We start from the raw sequence: 18976 nt of genomic DNA, 5'->3' as shown, positions 1-18976 counted from the left end.
GGAGAGGCTGGTCAGGGGGTGGGTTCCGGGGTGGCCGCCTCCCTGCGGGCCTTCTCGGCCAGGGCGTGCTCGTCCGTACGGGCGTCGTACCCGCGGAACTTCGGCAGGGCGGTGGCCAGTCCGAGGACGGCGGCGACGCACAGCAGGCCGCCGGCCCCGAGGGAGAAGCGGGTGCCGCCGAGGTTGGCCATCAGGCCGGCCCTGGCGTTGCCCAGCATCGGGCCGCTGGCGTAGGAGAGCAGCTCGATACCCGCCAGGCGGCCGCGTAGTTCCTGCGGGATGGTCTGGTTCCACATGGTCATCCGGAAGATGCCGCTGATCATGTCGGCGGCGCCCGCCAGGGCGATGCAGCCGACGATGAGCCAGACGTTCGTGGCCAGGCCGGCCAGGGCGATCGCGACGCCCCACAGCGCGGCGGCGATGATCACGCCGAGGCCGTGGCGTTGCACGCGGGCCGCCCACCCGCCGGTGAGCGAGGCGATCAGCGCGCCCACCGCGCCCGCCGAGTAGAGCAGCCCCAGCGCCTGGGGCGCGCCCAGCTCGTCGGCCAGGAAGGGGAACAGCGCCGTCGCCATCGCGAACACCATCGCGGCGATGTCCACCAGGTACGTGCCCATCAGGTCGCTGCGCCCCATGGCGTAACGCACGCCCTCGACCAGCGACTTCAACGACGCGGGCGCGGCGTCCGCGGCCGGCGGCAGCGACCGGATCCGCCACAGCAGCAGCAGCGACAGCACGAAGGTGAGCGTGTCCATCCCGTACGCGGCCGCCGAGCCGTAGGTCGTCACCAGCAGGCCGCCGAGCGCCGGGGCGACGATGGCGCCGAAGTTCCAGCGCAGGCTCGTCAGCACCGCGGCGGCGCCCTGCTGCTCGTGCCTGACCACCTGCTGGAACACGGCCTCCATGCTGGGCCGTTGCAGGCAGGCGATGCCGGTGGAGACGGCGCCCACCACGTACAGGACCCACACCTGGGGTTCGGGCAGCAGCGCGTTGGCCATGAGCGCGCCGGAGGTGACCAGCAGGCCGACCTCGCTCCACAGGATGATCGTGCGGCGGTCGTGCGCGTCGGCCATGGCCCCGCCCCACAGGCCGCACACCACCATCGGCACGAACTCGGCCAGGCTCACCAGGCCGACGGCGAGGTAGGAGCCGGTCAGTTCCTTCATCTGGAACGGGACCGCCACCATGGTGATGAACGTCCCGAACATCGTGATGACGCCGGAGACGAAGAGCAGGCGGTAGTCGCGGGAGTCGCGCAGCGGACTCACGTCGGGGGAGAGGTGGCGAAGGAAACGTTTCGCTCCAGCGAGCACGAGAGTGAATTGTCCGGCGAACGTGCCGGCCCGGGCAAACCGTTTTCGGGCACGCGGGAGGCCCCCGGCGGAGCCGGGGGCCTCGATGGCGTCGGTCAGGCGGCGGGTGCCTTGTCGAGGAAGCCGAGCACCTTGCGGATCCGGCCGTCCTCCGCCAGCTCCACCACGTCGTAGCCGACCGCCACCGGCTCGCCGTCCGCCGGGCCCAGGTGCCAGGTGAACCTGGCGAGGTGGCGGTGGGCGTCGTACAGCTCGCCGGGCGTGAACACCAGGCCGGGGAACATGCCCTGCGCGCCCTCGATCACGGCGGCGATCCCGGCGTGCCCGGCCACGTCGGCGAGCGGGTCGGTGTACGTGGCGTCCTCGGTCCACAGCTCGGCCACGGCCTTGGCGCGGGCCTGCGGGTCGGTCTCGTTCCAGGCGGCGATGTAGCGTTCCACGAGGGTCATGGTCTTCTCCTTGGTCACGTGGTGCGGGTCTTGCGCAGGCCGACGATCTGGAGCTCGGCGAACACGGCCACGAGCAGCGCCTGGGCGATGACCCAGACGGCGCCCGCGGTGGTGAGGTGCAGCGCTCCGGTGACGACGGCGGCGATGCTGCCGAGGGTCCAGCCGATGTTCAGGGCGATCACCGCCCCGGCGGCGGCCGGGCTGATCGTGCGGCGCAGCGCTCGGCCGGCCAGCAGGCCGACCGCGGCGCCGTACGCGAGGAGGAAGGCGCCGATGCCGCGCAGCAGGGCCGCGTCAGGGCCGAGCAGCACCCCCACGGGTGCGGCGGCGGCCAGGTAGACCAGCCCGTTGCCGCCGGTGACGACGGCGTCGGCGGCCAGGACGAGACGCAGGAACTTCGTCCGGTCGGTGGTGACGGTCAGAGCGGTCATCTCGGCTCCTCCAGTGGTCGGTGCGACACCTGAACGATGTCAGCCACGGGATAGGGGCCGCGATTACGCGCGAGGTAAGCAGGCGCGCGAACGAACTCGGGAAAGGCGTCGCCACCTGCGAAAGCGCGGGCTCTGTGATGACCGTCACGCCGGCGTTCGCAGACCGGGCGGCGTGATCGGGAGCGCCGCCCGGACACCTCCGGGGGAGGCCGGCCGGGCGGGCCGGCCGGGCGGGCCGGTCAGTCTCCCAGGATCTCCCTGCGCAGGCGGGTTTTGAGGATCTTGCCGCCGGGGTTGCGGGGCAGCTCGCCGTCGCGGAACCACACGTGCACCGGGATCTTGAACGTGGCGATCCGGCCGGTCAGGAACGCCCGCAGCTCCCCGGCCGTGACCGAGGCGCCCGGAGCCAGGCGGATGACCGCGCCGACCTCCTCGCCCAGCTCGTCGTGCGGCACGCCGATCACGGCCACGTCGTCCACCGCCGGGTGCTCGAACATCGCCGCCTCCACCTCGGCGCAGTAGACGTTCTCGCCGCCCCTGATCACCATGTCCTTGGCCCGGTCGACGATGTAGACGAAACCCTCCTCGTCGATCCTGGCCAGGTCGCCGGTGTGCAGCCAGCCGTCGATGAACGTCTGCGCCGTCGCCTCCGGCTTGTTCCAGTAGCCCATGATGACGTTGGGGCCGCGCACGCAGAGCTCGCCCACCTCGCCGGGCGGCAGCTCGCAGCCCGCCGGGTCGACCACCCGCACGTCGACCACGGGCAGCGGCCGGCCGATGCTGTCGGGCCTGGCCTGGTAGTCGGCGCCGCCGTTGCCGATGGCCAGGGCGCTTGTCTCCGTCATGCCGTAGCCGTTGGAGGGCGCGCGGTCGGGCAGGTTCTCGCCGATGCGCTCCAGCAGCCTGGGCGGGGCGGGGGCGCCGCCGTAGCCGAGGCTGGTCAGGGACGACAGGTCGTACGTGCCGAAGTCGGGATGGGACATCAGCTGCCAGGCGTTCGTCGGCACCCCGATCATCCCGGTGATCTTCTCCCGCTCGATCAGGGCCAGCGCCTGGCCGGGGTCCCACTTGTACATGAGCACCAGGCCGCCGCCGCTGAACATGGAGGTGGTCAGGGCCGAGAACGAGCCGGTGACGTGGAAGAGCGGAACGGTCAGCAGGGTGACCCTGCGGGCGCCCGCCGAGGCGGCGGGGTCCTTGCCGGCCATGGCGAGCGCGCGCATGTGCCCGTACCCGACGGTCATGGGTGACTGGCCCAGGTTGCGGTGGCTGCCCAGGGCGCCCTTGGGGCTGCCCGTGGTGCCGGAGGTGTAGAAGATCGTGGCCGGGTCCTCGGGGGACAGCTCGACGTCGGGCAGCTCGACGCCGGCGGCGACCTCGCCGAGCACCTCCGCGAACGGGCGTGCTCCTTCCGGCGCCTCTCCTCTGGTGACGATCATCGGCACGCCGGTCGAGGCCAGCCTGACGGCGCGCTCACCGTCCGCGATCAGCACCTTGGCGCCGGAGTCGCGTACGCCGTAGGCCAGCTCGGCCTCCGTCCACCAGGCGTTCAGCGGTACGGCGATGGCTCCGGCCGCCAGCGCCGCGGAGAAGGAGACCACCCACTCCGGGTAGTTGCGCATGGCCACCGCCACCCGGTCGCCCTTGAGCACGCCGTAGTCGTCGACGAGGCGGTGGGCGAGGGTGGCGGCGCGGCGGAAGTGCTCCTCGAACGTGATGTGCTCGTCCTCGTAGACGAGGAAGTCCTTCTCGCCGTGGAGCCTGCTCGTCTGCAGGAGCGCGCGGAAGTGGCCTGGGGCATGTTTCCAGGTGCGAATCCCGGTGTCGCCGATCTCCTCGATCTCGAACAGCTGGCCGGGGCCGGTGAGCTGGTCCTGGGCCTGGGCGTGCGAAAGAGACATGCGCAGAACTCCCGCAGTGGACGATTATTCCGGAAACACAGTACCGACCGGTAGGTACGTCACGCTAGACCAGGAAAAATAGGCAGATCGGGGGTTTCTGCGGCGGCCCGATCGGGGAAGGCTGCCTGATGCCGTGACGACCGGGAACGATGCTCACCGCCTCGGGATGATGAAAGTTTCATACTCATTCCGATAATTTCTGGCTCCCAGCTGCCCTTTTAGGGCCGGGTCCGGCTCGGCGTTGACCGCATGGGTGCATGTCAATACCGTCTCCGGTGCGATCCTGTCCGGATCGAAAACTTTCGGAACCGAGTGCCTGCCTCCGGAGGTAGATGTCCGTGCGTTCGTCCTCGCTCATCAGAGCCCTCACCCTGGTGGGGATGCTCCTGACCTTCCTCCTCCCCGTCACCACGGCCGAAGCGTCCGCGCCCCTGCGGACGCACGCGCAGAGCCGGGGCAAGTTCATCGGTGCGGCGCTCGCCACCAGCCCGCTGTCCAACGAGACCGCGTACCGCAACATCGCGGCCACCGAGTTCAACCAGATCACCGCCGAGAACGTGATGAAGTGGGACACCACCGAGCCCAACCCGGGCCAGTTCAACTTCTCCGGAGCCGACGCCATCGTCAACTTCGCCACCCAGAACAACCAGCAGGTCCACGGCCACACGCTCGTGTGGCACAACCAGACGCCCGGCTGGGTGCAGAGCCTCGGCGCCGGCGCCATGCGCGAGGCGATGGAGAACCACATCGCCGAGGTCGTCGGGCGCTACGCCGACAACCCGGCCGTGGTCTCGTGGGACGTGGTGAACGAGATCTTCGACGACAACGGCGGCTGGCGCTCGTCGTTCTGGTACAACACGCTCGGCCAGAGCTTCGTCGCCGACGCCTTCAGGGCCGCGCGTGAGGCCGACCCCGACGCCCGGCTGTGCATCAACGACTACAACGTCGAGGGCGTCAACGCCAAGAGCACCGCGATGTACAACCTGGTCCGGTCGCTGCGCCAGCAGGGCGTGCCCGTCGACTGCGTCGGCTTCCAGGGGCACCTCGCCATCCAGTACGGCTTCCCGAACGACCTGCAGCAGAACATGGAGCGTTTCGCCGCCCTCGGCGTCCAGGTGCGCATCACCGAGCTGGACATCCGCATGCAGATGCCCAGAGACTCCTCCAAGGACGCCACGCAGGCGACCTACTACCGCAACGCCGTCAACGCCTGCCTGGCCGTCACCGCCTGCGCGGGCGTGACGATCTGGGGCTTCACCGACAAGCACTCGTGGGTGCCGGACACGTTCCAGGGGCAGGGCGCGGCGCTGATCTACGACGAGAACTACCAGAAGAAGCCCGCCTACAACGCCGTGCACGACGCCCTCGACGACGGCTCGAGCAGCGACGACACCACGGCGCCGACCACTCCGGGCACACCGTCGTCGAGCGACGTCACCGCCGACTCCGCCAGGCTGACGTGGACGGCCTCCACCGACAGCGGGGGGAGCGGGCTGGCCGGCTACAACGTCTACCGGGAGCAGGGGGCCAGCGACACGCAGCTCGGCACGGCCACCACCAACTCCGTCACCCTCACCGGGCTGACCCCCGAGACCGAGTACGTGGTGTACGTGCGGGCGCGTGACGGAGCAGGCAACCTGTCCGGCAACTCGCCCACGACCACGTTCACCACGGCCGAGGGCGGCAGCGGAGGGGGCGGCTGCACCGCCACGGCCACCGTGCAGAACCAGTGGGGCAACGGGTACGTGGTGCAGCCGGTGACCGTCACCAACACCGGCACGTCCGGCATCTCGGGCTGGACCGTCACCTTCACCCTGCCGTCCGGGCACACGCTGGCCGGCTCGTGGAACGCCGCCGTGACCGTCAGCGGGCAGACCGTCACCGTCAGGAACGCCGGCTACAACGGCACCCTGGCGCCGAACGCCAGCACCAGCTTCGGCTTCCAGGTCACCCGGCCGAACGGGAACACGCAGACGCCGTCCGGCTACACCTGCGCCTGACGGCCCCGACGATCCCCCGGGGGAAGCCCTCGGGGGATCGTCGCCGTCGTGCCGCAGCCCGGGGCGGTCAGGGCTCCAGGGTGACGCCTTCGCGCCGGAGGTCCTCGATGATGCCGTCGACGAGCTTCGTCGCGGTCGTGTGGTGGAGCCGGCCGTCGTCACGCAGTTCGCGGACGGCGGGCACGGGGTCGGGGTCGGCGAACAGCCGCTCGTCGGCGTGGTCCGCGGGGCGGCCGGTCGGGTCGAGCGCCCACCAGGAGGCCTCGAGGGCGATCCCGTTGGGGTCGCTGAAGTAGATCGAGCGCAGGAAGCCGTGGTCGATGACGTCGGTGACCTCGCAGCCGTGCGCCTTGAGCCGGTCGCGCAGCCGGTTGAGCGCGTCCTCGTCCGGCAGGTGCAGGGACAGGTGGTCGAACTGCGCCGCCCTGGCGTACGGCACGCCGGCGGGTTTGGCGAAACTGTCGATGGGCTGGTCGGTGTATTCGAAGAAGGCGATGGTGTTGCCCGGCGCCACTTCGAAGAAGTAGTGCCTGAACGCGGGGACGGCGAGGGTGGCGACCAGGCGGGCATCGAGCACGCCGTGCCAGAACCGCACGGTGGCGTCCATGTCCGCGGTCACCAGGGCGAGGTGGTGCACGCCGCGCCAGTGCACCGTTTCTGGGGTCGCAGCCATGCGACAACCGTACGCCTTTCAACTAGCGCTGTTCAGCCAGAACTTCCTTCCGGTCGTGCGCAGGGCCGGCGCGGCCTTCGCCGGTCAGGGGGCGACGGCGCAGTGTTCGCCGCTGCCACCGGCGTAGCTGAGGCACGCCTCGTCCCCGCTGACCAGTGGTGTCACGGGCCGGAACTCTCCTTCGAGCGCCTCGCCGACGACCTGCGTGGAGACGGAGCCGGAGGCGGGAGAGCCGTTGACGGTGAAGGACAGGCCTATCGGAGCCGGAGCGTTGTTGATCCTGAACCAGAGGCGGTAGTCGCCGGGCGCCCCGCGGACCTCCTGGCAGACGGGCGTGTCCGGCAGGCAGACCAGCACCGACGAGGGGGAGGGCGGCGTGGCCAGCGCGGCCGCGGGGGAGGGCGTCGCGGCGAGGGCGAGCATCCCGGCCGCCGTGGCCGCCACGGCCCCGAGGGCTCGCGGGAGACGGGGGCTCGGACGCGAACTGGCCTGCGAGGGCATGGGGGCTCCGTTCTCTGCCGAATGGTGACATCCATGTCTAACGTTCAGTCAGACTTTCGGCAAGAGGCGACGGGCCCCCGCGGCCCGGATCGGGCGCCCGGTGACGGCCGCGCTCGGCGCCGGGCGGCACGCCTCAGCCCTTCACCGAGCCGGCGAAGCTGAACGAGCCGGCCAGATACTTGTTCACCGCCACGTAGAGGATCACCGCCGGGGCCGTGTAGAGGATGGAGAACGCGGCCAGCTGGCCGTAGGCGACCTGCCCGTACTGGGAGAAGAAGGTGTAGATCGTCACCGCGGCCGGCTGCTTCTCCGGCGTGTCCAGCAGCACGAACGGGGCGAAGAAGTTGCCCCACTGCCCGACGAACACGAAGATCGCCACCACCGCGATGCCCGGCGCCATCAGCGGGCCCACCACGGCCGTCAGCGACCGCACCCAGCCGGCGCCGTCCACCCAGGCCGCCTCCTCCAGGCTCACCGGCACCCCGTCCATGAAGTTCTTCATCATCCAGATCGAGAACGGCAGCGAGCTGGCCGTCAGGAACAGCACCATCGCCGGCACGGATCCGTACAGGTTGAAGCGGAAGAACATCGCGTAGACCGGCACCAGGACCGCCGTCATCGGCAGGCCGGTGGTGAACAGCAGCGTCAGCATGAAGTGCCGGCGATAGCGGAGCTGGTAGCGGGAGAGCGGGTAGGCGGCCAGGCCCGCCACGAGCACCGTCAGGACGGCCGTGGACCCCGAGATCACGATGGAGTTGATCAGCGGGAGGATCAGCGTCTCCCACGTCAGCACCGCCGTGAAGTTGTCCAGCGAGAAGTTCAGGGTCGGCTGCGCGGCGAGCGTCGCCTCCGGCTGGACCGACGAGATCACCACCCACAGGAACGGGCCGAGGAAGGCCAGGCAGATGATCAGGAGCGACAACCCTGCCGCCCCGCGGGCCGCGAGCCTGGTCACGCGTCCTCCACTTTGATCAGGCGCAGGTAGATCAGCGAGAACAGGGCGCCGATCACCAGCATGACGAGGGCGATCGCGGAGCCGTAGCCGATCTCGAAGTAGCGGAACGCCTGCTCGTACATGTAGAGCGGCGTGGTCTGGCTGGCCGTGCCCGGCCCGCCGCCGGTGAGGGCGTAGATGAGGCCGAAGCTCGCCAGGGTCTGCAGGGTGATCAGCATGAGGTTGGCCATGATGGATCTGCGGATCAGGGGCAGGGTGATGTGCAGCAGGCGGCGGCCGGGGCCCGCCCCGTCCACGGCGGCGGCCTCCACCAGGTCCTTCGGCACCTCAGAGAGGGCAGCCGAGTACACCAGCATGGAGAACGCGGTGCCGCGCCAGACGTTGGCCAGGATCACCGCCAGCATCGGGGCCGTGTAGAGCCACTCCTGGGAGATGCCGAGCACCGAGTTGAGCGTGCCCTCCTCGGCAAGGAAAGAGAACCAGCAGGCCGCCGCCACCACCTCGGGCACCACCCAGGCGGCGATGACGACGCCGTTGACGACGCTGCGCGTCATCCGGCCGCGCCCGCGCTGGAGGAGGGCGATGATCAGGCCCAGGGTGTTCTGGCCGATGACGGCCGACCCGATCACGAAGACGAACGTCAGGACGAAGGAGTTGATGAAGTTCGGGTCGTTGAAGAGCCTGGTGAAGTTGGCCACGCCCACGAACTCGGAGTTGACCGAGGCCGAGCCGGTCAGCGTCTCGTTGGTGAAGGCGACGTAGACGCTCCACAGGATGGGGCCGGCCAGGAAGAGCGCCAGCAGGACGATGGCCGGCCCCAGGGGGAGCAGCCAGCGCAGCACCCCGCGCCGCGACGAGCCGCTGGGGGGCGTGCTCGTCACGGGCGGGGCCGGCGCTGTGGCGACCGTCATCTGGCCAGCACCTTGTCGGGGCCGCCCACGGCGGTGGGCAGCGCCTTAGCGTAGTTGGCGGTGGCCTCCTCAGGAGTCTGGGAGCCCGTGGTGACGGCCTCCAGGGCCTCCTGGATCTGGGCCGACACCTTCGGGTACGCCTCGAAAGCCGGCCGGTAGTGGGTGACCGAGGCCAGGTCGGTGAAGAACTTCACGCTCGGGTTGTCGGCGGTGTACTTCGGATCCGCGGCGACGTCCTTGCGGGGGGTCAGGTCGCCCGAGCCCAGCGCGTACGTCAGCGAGTTCTCCTTGTTGGTGGCCACCGCGATGAAGTCCCACGCCTCCTGCTTGTTCTTGGCGTAGGAGCTCATCGCCATCACCCAGCCGCCCGACATGCTGACCGCGCCCGGCTCCTCGCCGTTCTGCGTCGGCATGGACGTCCAGCCGATCTTGTCCTTCCACTCCGCCCACGGCTTGGTGCTGGTCGGCTTCCACGCCGCGGCGGTCCACGCGCCGTCGAGCGCGATGCCAAGTTTGGCGTTGGGGAACCACTCGTAGTTGGCCTTGTCGGCGAGCTTGGCGTTGTGCGCGTCGGCCTGCTTGGGCCCGAGCTTCTCGCGGTAGATGGTGTTGACGAACGTCAGCGCGTCGGTGAACTGCTTGCCGCCGGCCACCCACTTCTTCTGCGCCTCGTCGTAGAGGGTGCCGCCGGGCGTGCCGTACAGGAGCATCTCGAAGCCCTGCATGGTCGACGCCTCACCATGGATCTTCGTCGAGTACATGGTGAACGGGACCACGTCGGGCAGCTTCTTCTTGATGGTGCGAGCGGCCGTCAGGACGTCGTTCCAGGTCTTCGGCTCCCACGGGACGGGGAGGCCGGCCTTGGCGAAGACGTCCTTGTGGTACCAGAGGCCGCGCGTGTCGGTGCTGATCGGGACGCCGTAGATCTTGCCGTCGCCGCCCTTGGCGGCCTGCTTGACCGAGTCGGGGAACTGCTCGTTCCAGTCGGGCCACTTGGCCAGGTATTCGTCCAGAGGGGCCAGCTTGCCCGCCGCGACGTCGGCGTTCACCTGGAACGTGTCGTGCAGGTAGACGTCGGGAGCCGAGTCAGGAGACCGGTTGAGCAGGGCCAGCTTGGTGTAGTAGGCCTCGTTGTTGCCCTGGACGGGCGTGAGTTTGATGGTGACGCCGGAGTGAGCGGCTTCGTACTGCTTCTTGGCGTCCGTGAGCATCTTCTCCAGATGCGGCCACGTCGGCTCGACCTTGTACAGGACCTCGAGTTCCTTGCTGCCGGAGGCGTTCTGCTCGGTGTCGGCGCCACAGCCGGCCACGGCTGTCAGCAGCAGGAGGGAACCGGCCAGCGTACGTCTCATCACGGGCTCCCGGTGGTTCTTGGGTTGCCAGGGAAGTTTCCTTGGGGTTGCCGAGAAGCTAAATCTATTTGATTTACAAAGTCAACAGTTTGTGTGATATTGGCGACATGCAGCTGGGCACGAACCTGCCCAAGGTGGGGAGCTACAACCGCGCCGTGGTGCTGGAGGCGATCCAGGCCTCCGACGGGATCAGCCGCGTCCAGATCGCGGCCCGCACCAGGTTGACCGCGCAGACCGTGTCGGTGATCGTCCGTCGGTTGCTGGAGGAGGGGCTGGTCATCGAGGACGGCTCCGCACCGTCCAACGGGGGCAAGCCGCGCACCATCCTGCGGGTCGACCCGGACGCCGGCTACGCCATCGGCGTGCACTTCGACCCCGGGGAGATCTCCTGCGTGCTCGCCGACCTGGCCGGACGGCCGGTCGCGCGGCTGCGCCAGCCGGTGCGGCCGGGACACAAGCCGGACGCCGTGGTGCGGCAGATGGCCAGGGCCGCGCGGCGCATCCTCAGGGAGGCTGGGGTCGCCGACGGCAAGGTGCTGGGGGTGGGCCTGGCCTGCCCCGGGCCGCTGGACGGCGACGGCGTGATGATGTCGCCCCCGCGGCTGCCCGGCTGGGACCAGGTGCCGATCAAGAGCCTGCTGGAGGAGCACACCCGCTTTCCCGTCACCGTCGACAACGACGCGACCGCCGCGGCGATCGGGGAGCGGTGGGCCGGGACGGCGCGGGCCACGCCCAGCTTCGCCTACCTCTACCTGGGGACAGGCATCGGGGGCGGGATCTTCCTGGACAACCAGGTCTATCGCGGGCGGTCGCTCAACGCCGCCGAGTTCGGCCACATGACGGTCGAACCGGACGGCCCCGAGTGCTACTGCGGCAACCGGGGCTGCGTGGAGGCCGTCTGCTGCCCGAGCGCCATCGAGGCGGCGCTGGGCAACGGGGCCGATCACGCCGCCATCTGCGCGGCGGCCGCGCGCGGCGAGCCCGAGGCCCGAGCCGTGATCGAACGCGTGGCCGGGCGGCTGGCCGACGCCGCCGTGAGCGTCGTGAACATGCTCGACATCGACCTGCTCGTGCTCGGCGGGCCCGCGCTCAGAGAGGTGGGCGGGCTCTACCGCGAGGTGATCGCGACGGCCGTGTCGAGCAGGTCGCTGGCCAGGCGGCTGCACGCGGTCCAGGTGGAGACCTCGCCGATCGCGGCGGACGCCGCCGCGATCGGCGCTGCCTCGCTGGTCTTCCACGCCACGTACGCGCCCCGCCTGGGGGCGCTGCTCAGCGGCTGAGCGGGCCGCCCGGCCCTCGCCGGGCGGCCCTGGCCTGATCACGCGCGCTTGATCCGCACGGTCACCAGCTCGAACGGGCGCAGCGTCACCGGCACCGGGCCGTCGTGGCGCCGCGGCTCGCCCGTGGGACGCTCCAGCAGGTCCGTGGCGACCACCTCCGCCACGGGGAAGCCCGGCGTCAACGTGGCCCGCGCCCGGCCGCCCCTCGACTCGTGGAACCGCACGATCACGTCGCCGCTCTCGTCGTCGGCCAGCTTGACGGCGGTCACCACCACCGCGTCGTCGTCCACCGTCACCAGCGGCGCGACCTCGGCGTCGCCGGGCACGCGGCGCTCGGGCAGGTTGACGACATAACCCTCGCGGACCGCGTCGCCGATCGTGGCGCCCGGCACGAGCGCGTGGCGGAAGCGGTGCACGCCCTGGTCGGTCTCCGGGTCGGGGAAGCGGGGGGCGCGCAGCAGCGAGACGCGCACGGTCGTGGTCGTGCCCGCGTCACCGGCGGTGCGGGTGACGTCGTGGCCGTAGGTCGAGTCGTTGACCAGCGCGACGCCCCAGCCGGGCTCCTCCACGTGCACGAAGCGGTGGTTGCAGGCCTCGAACTTGGCCGCCTCCCAGCTCGTGTTGGTGTGCGTGGCGCGGAAGACGTGGCCGTACTGGCTCTCGGAGGCGTACCGGTCGGCGTGCACGTCCAGCGGGAACGCCAGCTTCAGGAACTTCTCCGTCTCGTGCCAGTCGACCTCGGTGTCGATGTCGAGCCGCCGGCCGGACAGCGTGAACACCTGCGTCACGCTCGACGAGCCGAAGGAGCGGCGGACGCGGACCGAGCCGTCCACCAGGCTCACCTCGTCGGCCCCGGTCAGGTCGGTGCCCGTGTTGCGGTAGAACTCGTCGACGTCCCAGGCGTCCCACTTGTTGGGGAAGTCGGGGTGCAGCTGCAGCAGCCCGGCCACCTGGCCGGGCGCGACCGTCTCCCGATCGGCGGCCACGTCGTAGACCGACACGATCAGGCCGCGGGCGTCGACCTCCACCTTCAGCAGACCGTTGTCCAGGACGTGGCCGCCGCCGTCGCGGTCGCGCACGGTGGTCTCCACGCCGGGCTCCGGCCGTGCCGCGCCGCCGGCGGGGACGCCGCCGCGGGCGTGCGGGGCGCCGTTGAAGACGAGCGTGCCGCCGGAGGCGTCGCCGGCCAGCGCGCGCTGCGCGGTGTCGATGACGGCGTTCAGCTCCTCCGCCACCAGCTCGTACGTCCTGCGCGCCTCCCGGTGCACCCACGCGATCGACGAGCCGGGCAGGATGTCGTGGAACTGGTGCAGCAGCACCGTCTTCCAGATCCGGTCGAGCTGCGCGTACGGGTAGGGCGCCCCGGCGCGCACGGCCGCGGTCGCCGCCCAGAGCTCGGCCTCCCGCAGCAGGTGCTCGCTGCGGCGGTTGCCCTGCTTCGTCTTGGCCTGGCTGGTCAGGGTCGCCCGGTGCAGCTCCAGGTAGAGCTCGCCGGCCCAGACCGGCGGGTTCGGATATTCCGCCTCGGCCTTGGCGAAGAAGTCGGCCGGCGTCTCCCACGTGACGGCGGGCGAGCCTTCGAGGTCGCGTACCCTGGCGGCCTTGGCGACCATCTCGCGCGTCGTGCCGCCGCCCCCGTCGCCCCAGCCGGTCGGCGCGAGCGAGTGCCGGGCGACGCCCTTGTCCTTGAAGTTGCGGGCCGCGTGGGCCAGCTCGCCGCCCGTCATCGAGCAGTTGTAGGTGTCGACGGGCGGGAAGTGCGTGAAGATCCGGGTGCCGTCGAGGCCTTCCCACAGGAACGTGTGGTGCGGGAACGTGTTCGTCTGGCTCCACGAGATCTTCTGCGTGAGCAGCCGCTTCGAGCCGGCCGCCTTGATGATCTGCGGCAGCCCGGCCGCGAAGCCGAACGTGTCGGGCAGCCACACCTCATCGTTGTCGATGCCGAACTCGTCGATGAAGAAGCGCTTGCCGTGCACGAACTGCCGGGCCATGGCCTCGGAGCCGGGCATGTTCGTGTCGGACTCCACCCACATGCCGCCCGCCGGGACGAACCGGCCGGAGGCCACCGCCTTGGTCACCTTCGCCCAGACCTCGGGCCGGTGCTCCTTGATCCACGCCCACTGCTGCGCCTGCGACATCGCGAACACGAAGTCCGGCTCGTCCTCCAGCAGCGCCGTCATGTTGGAGGCGGTGCGGGCCACCTTGCGCACGGTCTCGCGCAGCGGCCACAGCCAGGCCGAGTCGATGTGCGCGTGGCCGACGGCGCTGATGCGGTGCGCCGACGGCACGGCGGGGGCCGACAGCACGCCGGTCAGCTCGGCCCTGGCGGCGGCGGCTGTGCCGTTGACGTCCTGCAGGTCCACCGCGTCCAGCGCCCGGTTGACGGCCCGCAGCAGCTCCCAGCGGCGGGCGCCGTCGACCGGCAGCTGGTGCATCAGCTCGCCGAGCACCTCCAGGTCCATCACGAGCTGCCACACGGTCTCGTCGAAGACGGCCAGGTCCATGCGGGCCACCCGGTAGAGGGGGTCGCTCCCGGCCGTCTCCTTGTCGCCGAGCCGGGTCGGCTGGAACGGGTGGCGATCGAGGATGACTGGGTTGGAGGCCGCCTCGACGTGCAGGCGCACCCGCTCCCCGCCCTCGGCGGGGGCGCCGACGCGGACCCACTGGTTGCGCGGGTTGAGCCCCTTCACCGGGGTGCCGTCGGGGAGGTAGACCAGGCCCTCGCACTGGAAACCGGGCATGTCCTCGTCGAAGCCCAGGTCGAGCAGGGCTTCGACGGTCCGGCCCGCCCACCGCTCCGGCACCGTGCCGGTGACGGTGAACCAGCTCGTGCCCCACGGCGCGCCCCACGCATCGCCCACCGCGATCGGCTCAGGTGTCGCGGCCAGCCCTTCGGCGACCGGCACGGGCTCGTCCGGCGCATGCCAGACGGCCACCTCCATCGGCACCGACTCGGGGTAAAGGGCGGGGCGGATCCGCTCGTTGAGCACACGCTTCAGGCGGGCTTCGACCAGGTCGCGGTCGTCGTGCATCGGGGACTCCTTACGCAAAAAAGGGGGATTGTCAGCCTTTGATGGCGCCTTCCTCCACGCCCTTGAAGAAGAAGCGCTGGAGTGCCGCGAAGACGATCACGATCGGCAGGAAGGAGATCATCGTGCCTGCCGCGATCAGCCGCGGGTTGGCGCTGAACGTGCCGTTCAAATACTGCAGGCCGACCGTGAGAGTGTAGTTGGCGGGGTCGGTCAGGACGATGAGCGGCCACAGGAAGTCGTCCCAGGCCCCGATGAACGCGAAGATCGTGACGACGCTGAGCATGCCGCGCACGTTCGGCAGGCCGATGTGGCGCAGCCGCTGCCACGCCGTCGCCCCGTCGATGATCGCGGCTTCGTCCATCTCCCGGGGGATCGCCTGAAACGCTGTACGCATCAACAGCACGTTAAGCATCCCGATCGCGCCCGGCAACGCCACCCCGAGCAGGGTGTCGGCCAGGCCGAGCGAGCGGACGGTGACGTACTGCGAGACGATCGTCACCTCGCCGGGCAGCACCAGCGTCGCCAGGAACAGCCCGAGCAGCAGCTTCGCGCCCCTGAAGCGGAGCTTGGCCAGGGCGAACCCGGCGATCGTGGCGCCCACGGCGTTGCCCGCGACCACGATGGCTGCCACGACCAGCGAGTTGGCCGCGTACGACCACACGGGGACGGTCTCGGCCACCTCGGCGTAGTTGGCCAGCGTCGGCTGTTCGGGCAGGAAGCTCGGCGTGCGGGTGTAGATGTCCTCCTGCACGCTCTTGAGCGAGGTGGACAGCTGCCACAGGAACGGCGAGACGGTCAGGGCGAGCACGAGCAGGAGCAGGACGTAACGCAGCGCCTTCTCGCGGGCGGAGACGGTGTTGATGTCAGGCCGCCTTCCTGTTGAGCCGCAGCAGCAGGAGCATCGGCCCGATGGTGACGACCAGCAGCACCAGGCTGAGCGCGGAGGCGTAGCCGAGGTGACCGGTGAAACCGCGGCTGTAGAGCTGGATGAGCATCACGAGCGACATGTCCCTGCCGCCGGGGCCGCCGGTGCCGTTCGACAGCACGTACAGCTCGGAGAACACGCGCAGCGCGGAGACCGACACCAGCACGGAGATCAGCAACATGGTGTTGCGCACGCCGGGCACCGTGACGCTCCAGAAGCGCCGCACCGGGCCCGCGCCGTCCACGGCCGCGGCCTCGTGCAGCTCGCGCCGGACGTTGCCGAGCGCCGACAGATAGATGATCATGTAGTAGCCCAGCCCTTTCCAGATGGTCAGGCTGATCGCACTGAACAGCAGCAGCCACCGGTCGGTCAGGAACGGCACCGGCGCGGCGATCACGCCCAGCCACTGCGCGAAGCCGTTCACCAGCCCGCGGTCGTCCAGGAGCCAGCCCCAGATCAGCGCGACCACCACGGCCGACGCGACCACCGGGGTGTAGAAGGCGGTGCGGAAGAACATGATGCCGGGCAGCTTCTTCTCCACCAGGATCGCGATCAGCAGCGGCAGCAGCGTGAGCAGCGGCAGGCACACCAGCATGTAGACGATGCTGTTGACCAGCGCGTCGGCGAGCTGGTCGTCGTCCAGGGCGCGGCCGAAGTTGGCCAGGCCGGTGAAGTGGCCGCCGCCGAGCGGCTTGGCGTTGGTGAACGCCAGGACCAGCGTGTTGATCGACGGGAAGACGGAGAAGACGCACAACCAGACCGCGGCGGGCGCCACCAGCAGCCACGGCGTGAACCAGCGGTGGTGGGTCATCAGCTCTTGAGCAGCTCGTCGCACTTGGCCACGGCGGCGTCCAGCGCCTCCTTGGAGGTGGCCTCACCGCTGATCGCCAGCGCGAACTGCTGCCGGACGAACTTCTTCATCGCCTCGGTGACCTGGACCGGCTCGAGCACCTTCGCCTTGGCCAGCGAGGTGAACGCGATCACCTTGGCGTCGCCCGAGCGGGTGCCGTCGCTCTTGCTGAAGAACGGGTCGTTCGCCGAGGCCCTGGTGCTGGGGAAGATGTTGACCAGGTGGGCGAAGGCGGCCTGGTTCTCGGCGTTGGTCACCCAGCGGGCCAGGGCGAGCGCGGCCGGGGCGTTCTTCGTGCGCTTGGAGATCGCCAGGCCCTGCACGTAGAGCGGCGGGGTGCCGATCGCGGGCGACGGCACCACCTTGGGCGCGAGCGTCGGGTTGTCGGTGGCCAGGCTCGTGATGAAGTTGCCGCCGGCGGTCGTCCAGGCGACGGTGCCCTCGGTGAACAGCTTGGCGTTGCCGGCGTAGGTGTCGGTGAGCACGTCGCGCGGCAGCAGCCCCTCCTTGTACGCGTCGCGGTACTTGTCCAGCAGCGCGATTGCCTCCGGGGTGTTGAAGGCGAAGCGGCTCCCGTCGGGCGCCATCATGGGGACGCCCGCGTTGGCCAGGTCGCCCAGCTCCGGCTTGCGGCTCATCAGGTAGACCTTGCCGCCCGACTTCTCCTTCAGCGTCCTGGCCTGGGCGATGAGCTCGTCCAGGCTCGCCGGCGGCTTCTCCGGGTCCAGGCCGTTCTCGGTGAGCAGCTCCGAGTTCCAGTAGTTGACGTCGGTGTTGAGGTACCAGGGGTAGCCGTACGTGCCCTCGGCGCCGGGGTAGCGGTAGGCCTCAAGGCCGCCGGGGACGTAGACGTCGGCCAGCTTCTGGTCGGCCTGGCCGACGTCCATCAGCACGCCCTGCTTGACCAGCGGGGCCGCGAAGTCGGGCGGCAGGTTGACGACGTCGGGCAGCGAGCCGCCGGCCGCCTGGGTGAGCACCTTCTCCGAGTAGCCCTCGGCGGGCTGGTCCAGCCACTCCACCTCGGTGCCCGGATACTGTTTCTCGAAGCCGTCGATGACGCCCTGCACGTAGTCGGTGAACTTCGGTTTGAGCGCCCACGTCTGCAGGCTGACCTTGCCCTTCACCTCGCCGGTGACGTTCGTGACCGGCGCTGCCCGGTCCGGTTCCGCGCCACCCAGCCCGCAGCCCGCGATCGCGACGGCCATCACGGCCAGTCCTGCCCAGTACCTTCGCATGGCGCTCTCCTTCGTGGCCGGCGCGCGGTACTAAACCGCTCTAGTTGCGGGACTATCCACCGGGCTAGACTCCGCTGTCAATAGGGTGTGGCCGGACCGTGAGGAAAGGAGCGGCCGCGTGGGCCGACCGACGATCGCCGACATCGCGCAGCGGGTCGGGGTGTCCAAGGGTGCGGTGTCGTTCGCGCTGAACGGGCGGCCCGGCGTCAGCGAGGCGACCAGGGCCCGCATCCTCGAGGTGGCCAGGGAGATGAACTGGCGGCCGCACAGCGCCGCCAGGGCGCTCGGCGGCGCCAGGGCCGAGGCGGTGGGCCTGGTGATCGCCAGGCCCGCCAGCACGCTGGGCGTCGAGCCGTTCTTCGCCCAGCTCCTGTCCGGCCTGCAGGCGAGGCTGTCGCGGCAGCAGGTGGCGATGCACCTGCTGGTGGTGGAGGACTCCGAGGCCGAGATCGAGGTCTACAGGGAGTGGACCTCCGCGCACCGCGTGGACGGGTTCATCCTCGTCGATCCCAAGGTCCGCGACCCCCGTTTCGCCGCGCTGGAGGAGCTGGGCGTGCCCGCCGTCGTGCTCGGCGGCCCGGGCCGGCACGGGGCGCTGGCCAGCGTGTGGGCCGACGACCGCGAGGCGATGTTGTCGGTCGTCGACTATCTGGCGGCGCTCGGGCACCGCCGCGTCGCCCACGTCGCGGGGCTGCCCGGGCTCCGCCACACCCAGCGGCGCATGCGCGCGCTGCGCGACTCGGTCAAGCGCCTCGGCCTGGTGGACGCGGTCTCGCTGCCGACCGACTTCAGCGACGCCGAAGGGGCGGCGGCTACCAGGACGCTGCTGTCGCGCGGCTCCCGCCCGACCGCGATCGTCTACGACAGCGACGTGATGGCGCTGGCCGGGCTCGGCGTGGCGGGGGAGATGGGCGTGACCGTGCCGGCCGAGCTGTCGATCGTGGCCTTCGACGACTCGGTGCTGACCCGGGTCACCCACCCGAGCATCACCTCGCTCTCGCGCGACACCTTCGCGCTCGGCGGCCAGGTGGCCGACGTGCTGCTGGAGGTCATCGCCGACCCGGGGGCCAGGCGCGACCTCAAGACCGGCACACCGCGGCTGGTCGTCCGGCAGAGCACCGCGCCGCCCGCTCTTGGCAGGAGAACTAAAGCGGTTTAGGGTCTCGGT

Annotated in this window: 16 protein-coding genes; 3 read left to right on the top strand and 13 right to left on the bottom strand. The window is 70.3% G+C overall.

The features are described from left to right. Positions 1-11: 11 nt before the first annotated feature. From E1292_RS30205 to E1292_RS30190, 4 genes are all read right to left on the bottom strand, one after another. Entirely contained in the window at positions 12-1313 is a 1302-nt protein-coding gene (locus E1292_RS30205) for an MFS transporter (RefSeq protein ID WP_132599030.1), read from the bottom strand. Positions 1314-1408: 95 nt separating this feature from the next. Continuing rightward, entirely contained in the window at positions 1409-1762 is a 354-nt protein-coding gene (locus E1292_RS30200; protein ID WP_132599028.1) for a nuclear transport factor 2 family protein, read from the bottom strand. A gap of 14 nt (positions 1763-1776) precedes the next feature. After that, a complete protein-coding gene (locus tag E1292_RS30195; protein ID WP_132599026.1) occupies positions 1777-2193 on the bottom strand; it encodes a hypothetical protein in 417 nt (138 codons plus the stop codon). Between the two features lie 239 nt (positions 2194-2432). Then, positions 2433-4094, bottom strand: a complete 1662-nt coding sequence (locus E1292_RS30190; protein ID WP_132599024.1) for a class I adenylate-forming enzyme family protein — start codon at positions 4092-4094, stop codon at positions 2433-2435. Positions 4095-4426: 332 nt separating this feature from the next. Here E1292_RS30190 and E1292_RS30185 point away from each other — a divergent pair, with 332 nt between their 5' ends. Then, positions 4427-6094 carry an endo-1,4-beta-xylanase gene (locus E1292_RS30185; protein ID WP_132599022.1) on the top strand — a complete coding sequence of 556 codons (1668 nt, stop codon included), beginning with the start codon at positions 4427-4429 and terminating at the stop codon, positions 6092-6094. Between the two features lie 67 nt (positions 6095-6161). Here E1292_RS30185 and E1292_RS30180 read toward each other — a convergent pair whose 3' ends face one another. The 5 genes from E1292_RS30180 to E1292_RS30160 form a co-directional block, all read right to left on the bottom strand. Then, positions 6162-6767 (bottom strand): VOC family protein, encoded by a 606-nt coding sequence (locus E1292_RS30180; protein WP_132599020.1) that lies wholly within the window; start codon positions 6765-6767, stop codon positions 6162-6164. A gap of 84 nt (positions 6768-6851) precedes the next feature. Continuing rightward, entirely contained in the window at positions 6852-7211 is a 360-nt protein-coding gene (locus E1292_RS30175) for a hypothetical protein (RefSeq protein ID WP_132599018.1), read from the bottom strand. Positions 7212-7401: 190 nt separating this feature from the next. Next, positions 7402-8223, bottom strand: coding sequence for a carbohydrate ABC transporter permease (locus tag E1292_RS30170; RefSeq protein ID WP_132599016.1), 822 nt, complete (start codon positions 8221-8223; stop codon positions 7402-7404). Then, positions 8220-9134, bottom strand: a complete 915-nt coding sequence (locus E1292_RS30165; protein WP_132599014.1) for a carbohydrate ABC transporter permease — start codon at positions 9132-9134, stop codon at positions 8220-8222. Before E1292_RS30165 ends, E1292_RS30170 begins: the two co-directional genes overlap by 4 nt. Further along, entirely contained in the window at positions 9131-10486 is a 1356-nt protein-coding gene (locus tag E1292_RS30160) for an extracellular solute-binding protein (protein WP_132599012.1), read from the bottom strand. Before E1292_RS30160 ends, E1292_RS30165 begins: the two co-directional genes overlap by 4 nt. Before the next feature lie 107 nt (positions 10487-10593). Here E1292_RS30160 and E1292_RS30155 point away from each other — a divergent pair, with 107 nt between their 5' ends. Continuing rightward, entirely contained in the window at positions 10594-11766 is a 1173-nt protein-coding gene (locus E1292_RS30155) for an ROK family transcriptional regulator (protein WP_132599010.1), read from the top strand. Positions 11767-11804: 38 nt separating this feature from the next. Here E1292_RS30155 and E1292_RS30150 read toward each other — a convergent pair whose 3' ends face one another. Genes E1292_RS30150 through E1292_RS30135 form a run of 4 tightly spaced genes read right to left on the bottom strand, consistent with a single transcriptional unit; the run spans position 11805 to position 17808 of the window. Next, complete coding sequence (locus tag E1292_RS30150; protein WP_132599008.1) at positions 11805-14798, bottom strand: alpha-mannosidase; 2994 nt, start codon at positions 14796-14798, stop codon at positions 11805-11807. 31 nt (positions 14799-14829) lie between these two features. Next, the gene (locus E1292_RS30145; protein WP_246090437.1) at positions 14830-15606 is read right to left on the bottom strand and encodes a carbohydrate ABC transporter permease; all 777 of its coding nucleotides are present in this window, start codon (positions 15604-15606) and stop codon (positions 14830-14832) included. A gap of 55 nt (positions 15607-15661) precedes the next feature. Then, the gene (locus E1292_RS30140; RefSeq protein ID WP_132599004.1) at positions 15662-16534 is read right to left on the bottom strand and encodes a carbohydrate ABC transporter permease; all 873 of its coding nucleotides are present in this window, start codon (positions 16532-16534) and stop codon (positions 15662-15664) included. After that, the gene (locus E1292_RS30135; protein WP_132599002.1) at positions 16534-17808 is read right to left on the bottom strand and encodes an ABC transporter substrate-binding protein; all 1275 of its coding nucleotides are present in this window, start codon (positions 17806-17808) and stop codon (positions 16534-16536) included. The genes E1292_RS30140 and E1292_RS30135 overlap by 1 nt, the downstream gene beginning before the upstream one ends. A gap of 118 nt (positions 17809-17926) precedes the next feature. Between E1292_RS30135 and E1292_RS30130 the strand changes: the two genes are divergently transcribed. Continuing rightward, positions 17927-18967 carry a LacI family DNA-binding transcriptional regulator gene (locus E1292_RS30130; RefSeq protein ID WP_132599000.1) on the top strand — a complete coding sequence of 347 codons (1041 nt, stop codon included), beginning with the start codon at positions 17927-17929 and terminating at the stop codon, positions 18965-18967. Positions 18968-18976: the final 9 nt, after the last annotated feature.

This window comes from Nonomuraea deserti (assembly GCF_004348685.1).
Lineage (GTDB): Bacteria > Actinomycetota > Actinomycetes > Streptosporangiales > Streptosporangiaceae > Nonomuraea > Nonomuraea deserti.
Note: the sequence above shows the minus strand (reverse complement) of the source record. Positions and strands in the feature narration are given on the sequence as shown.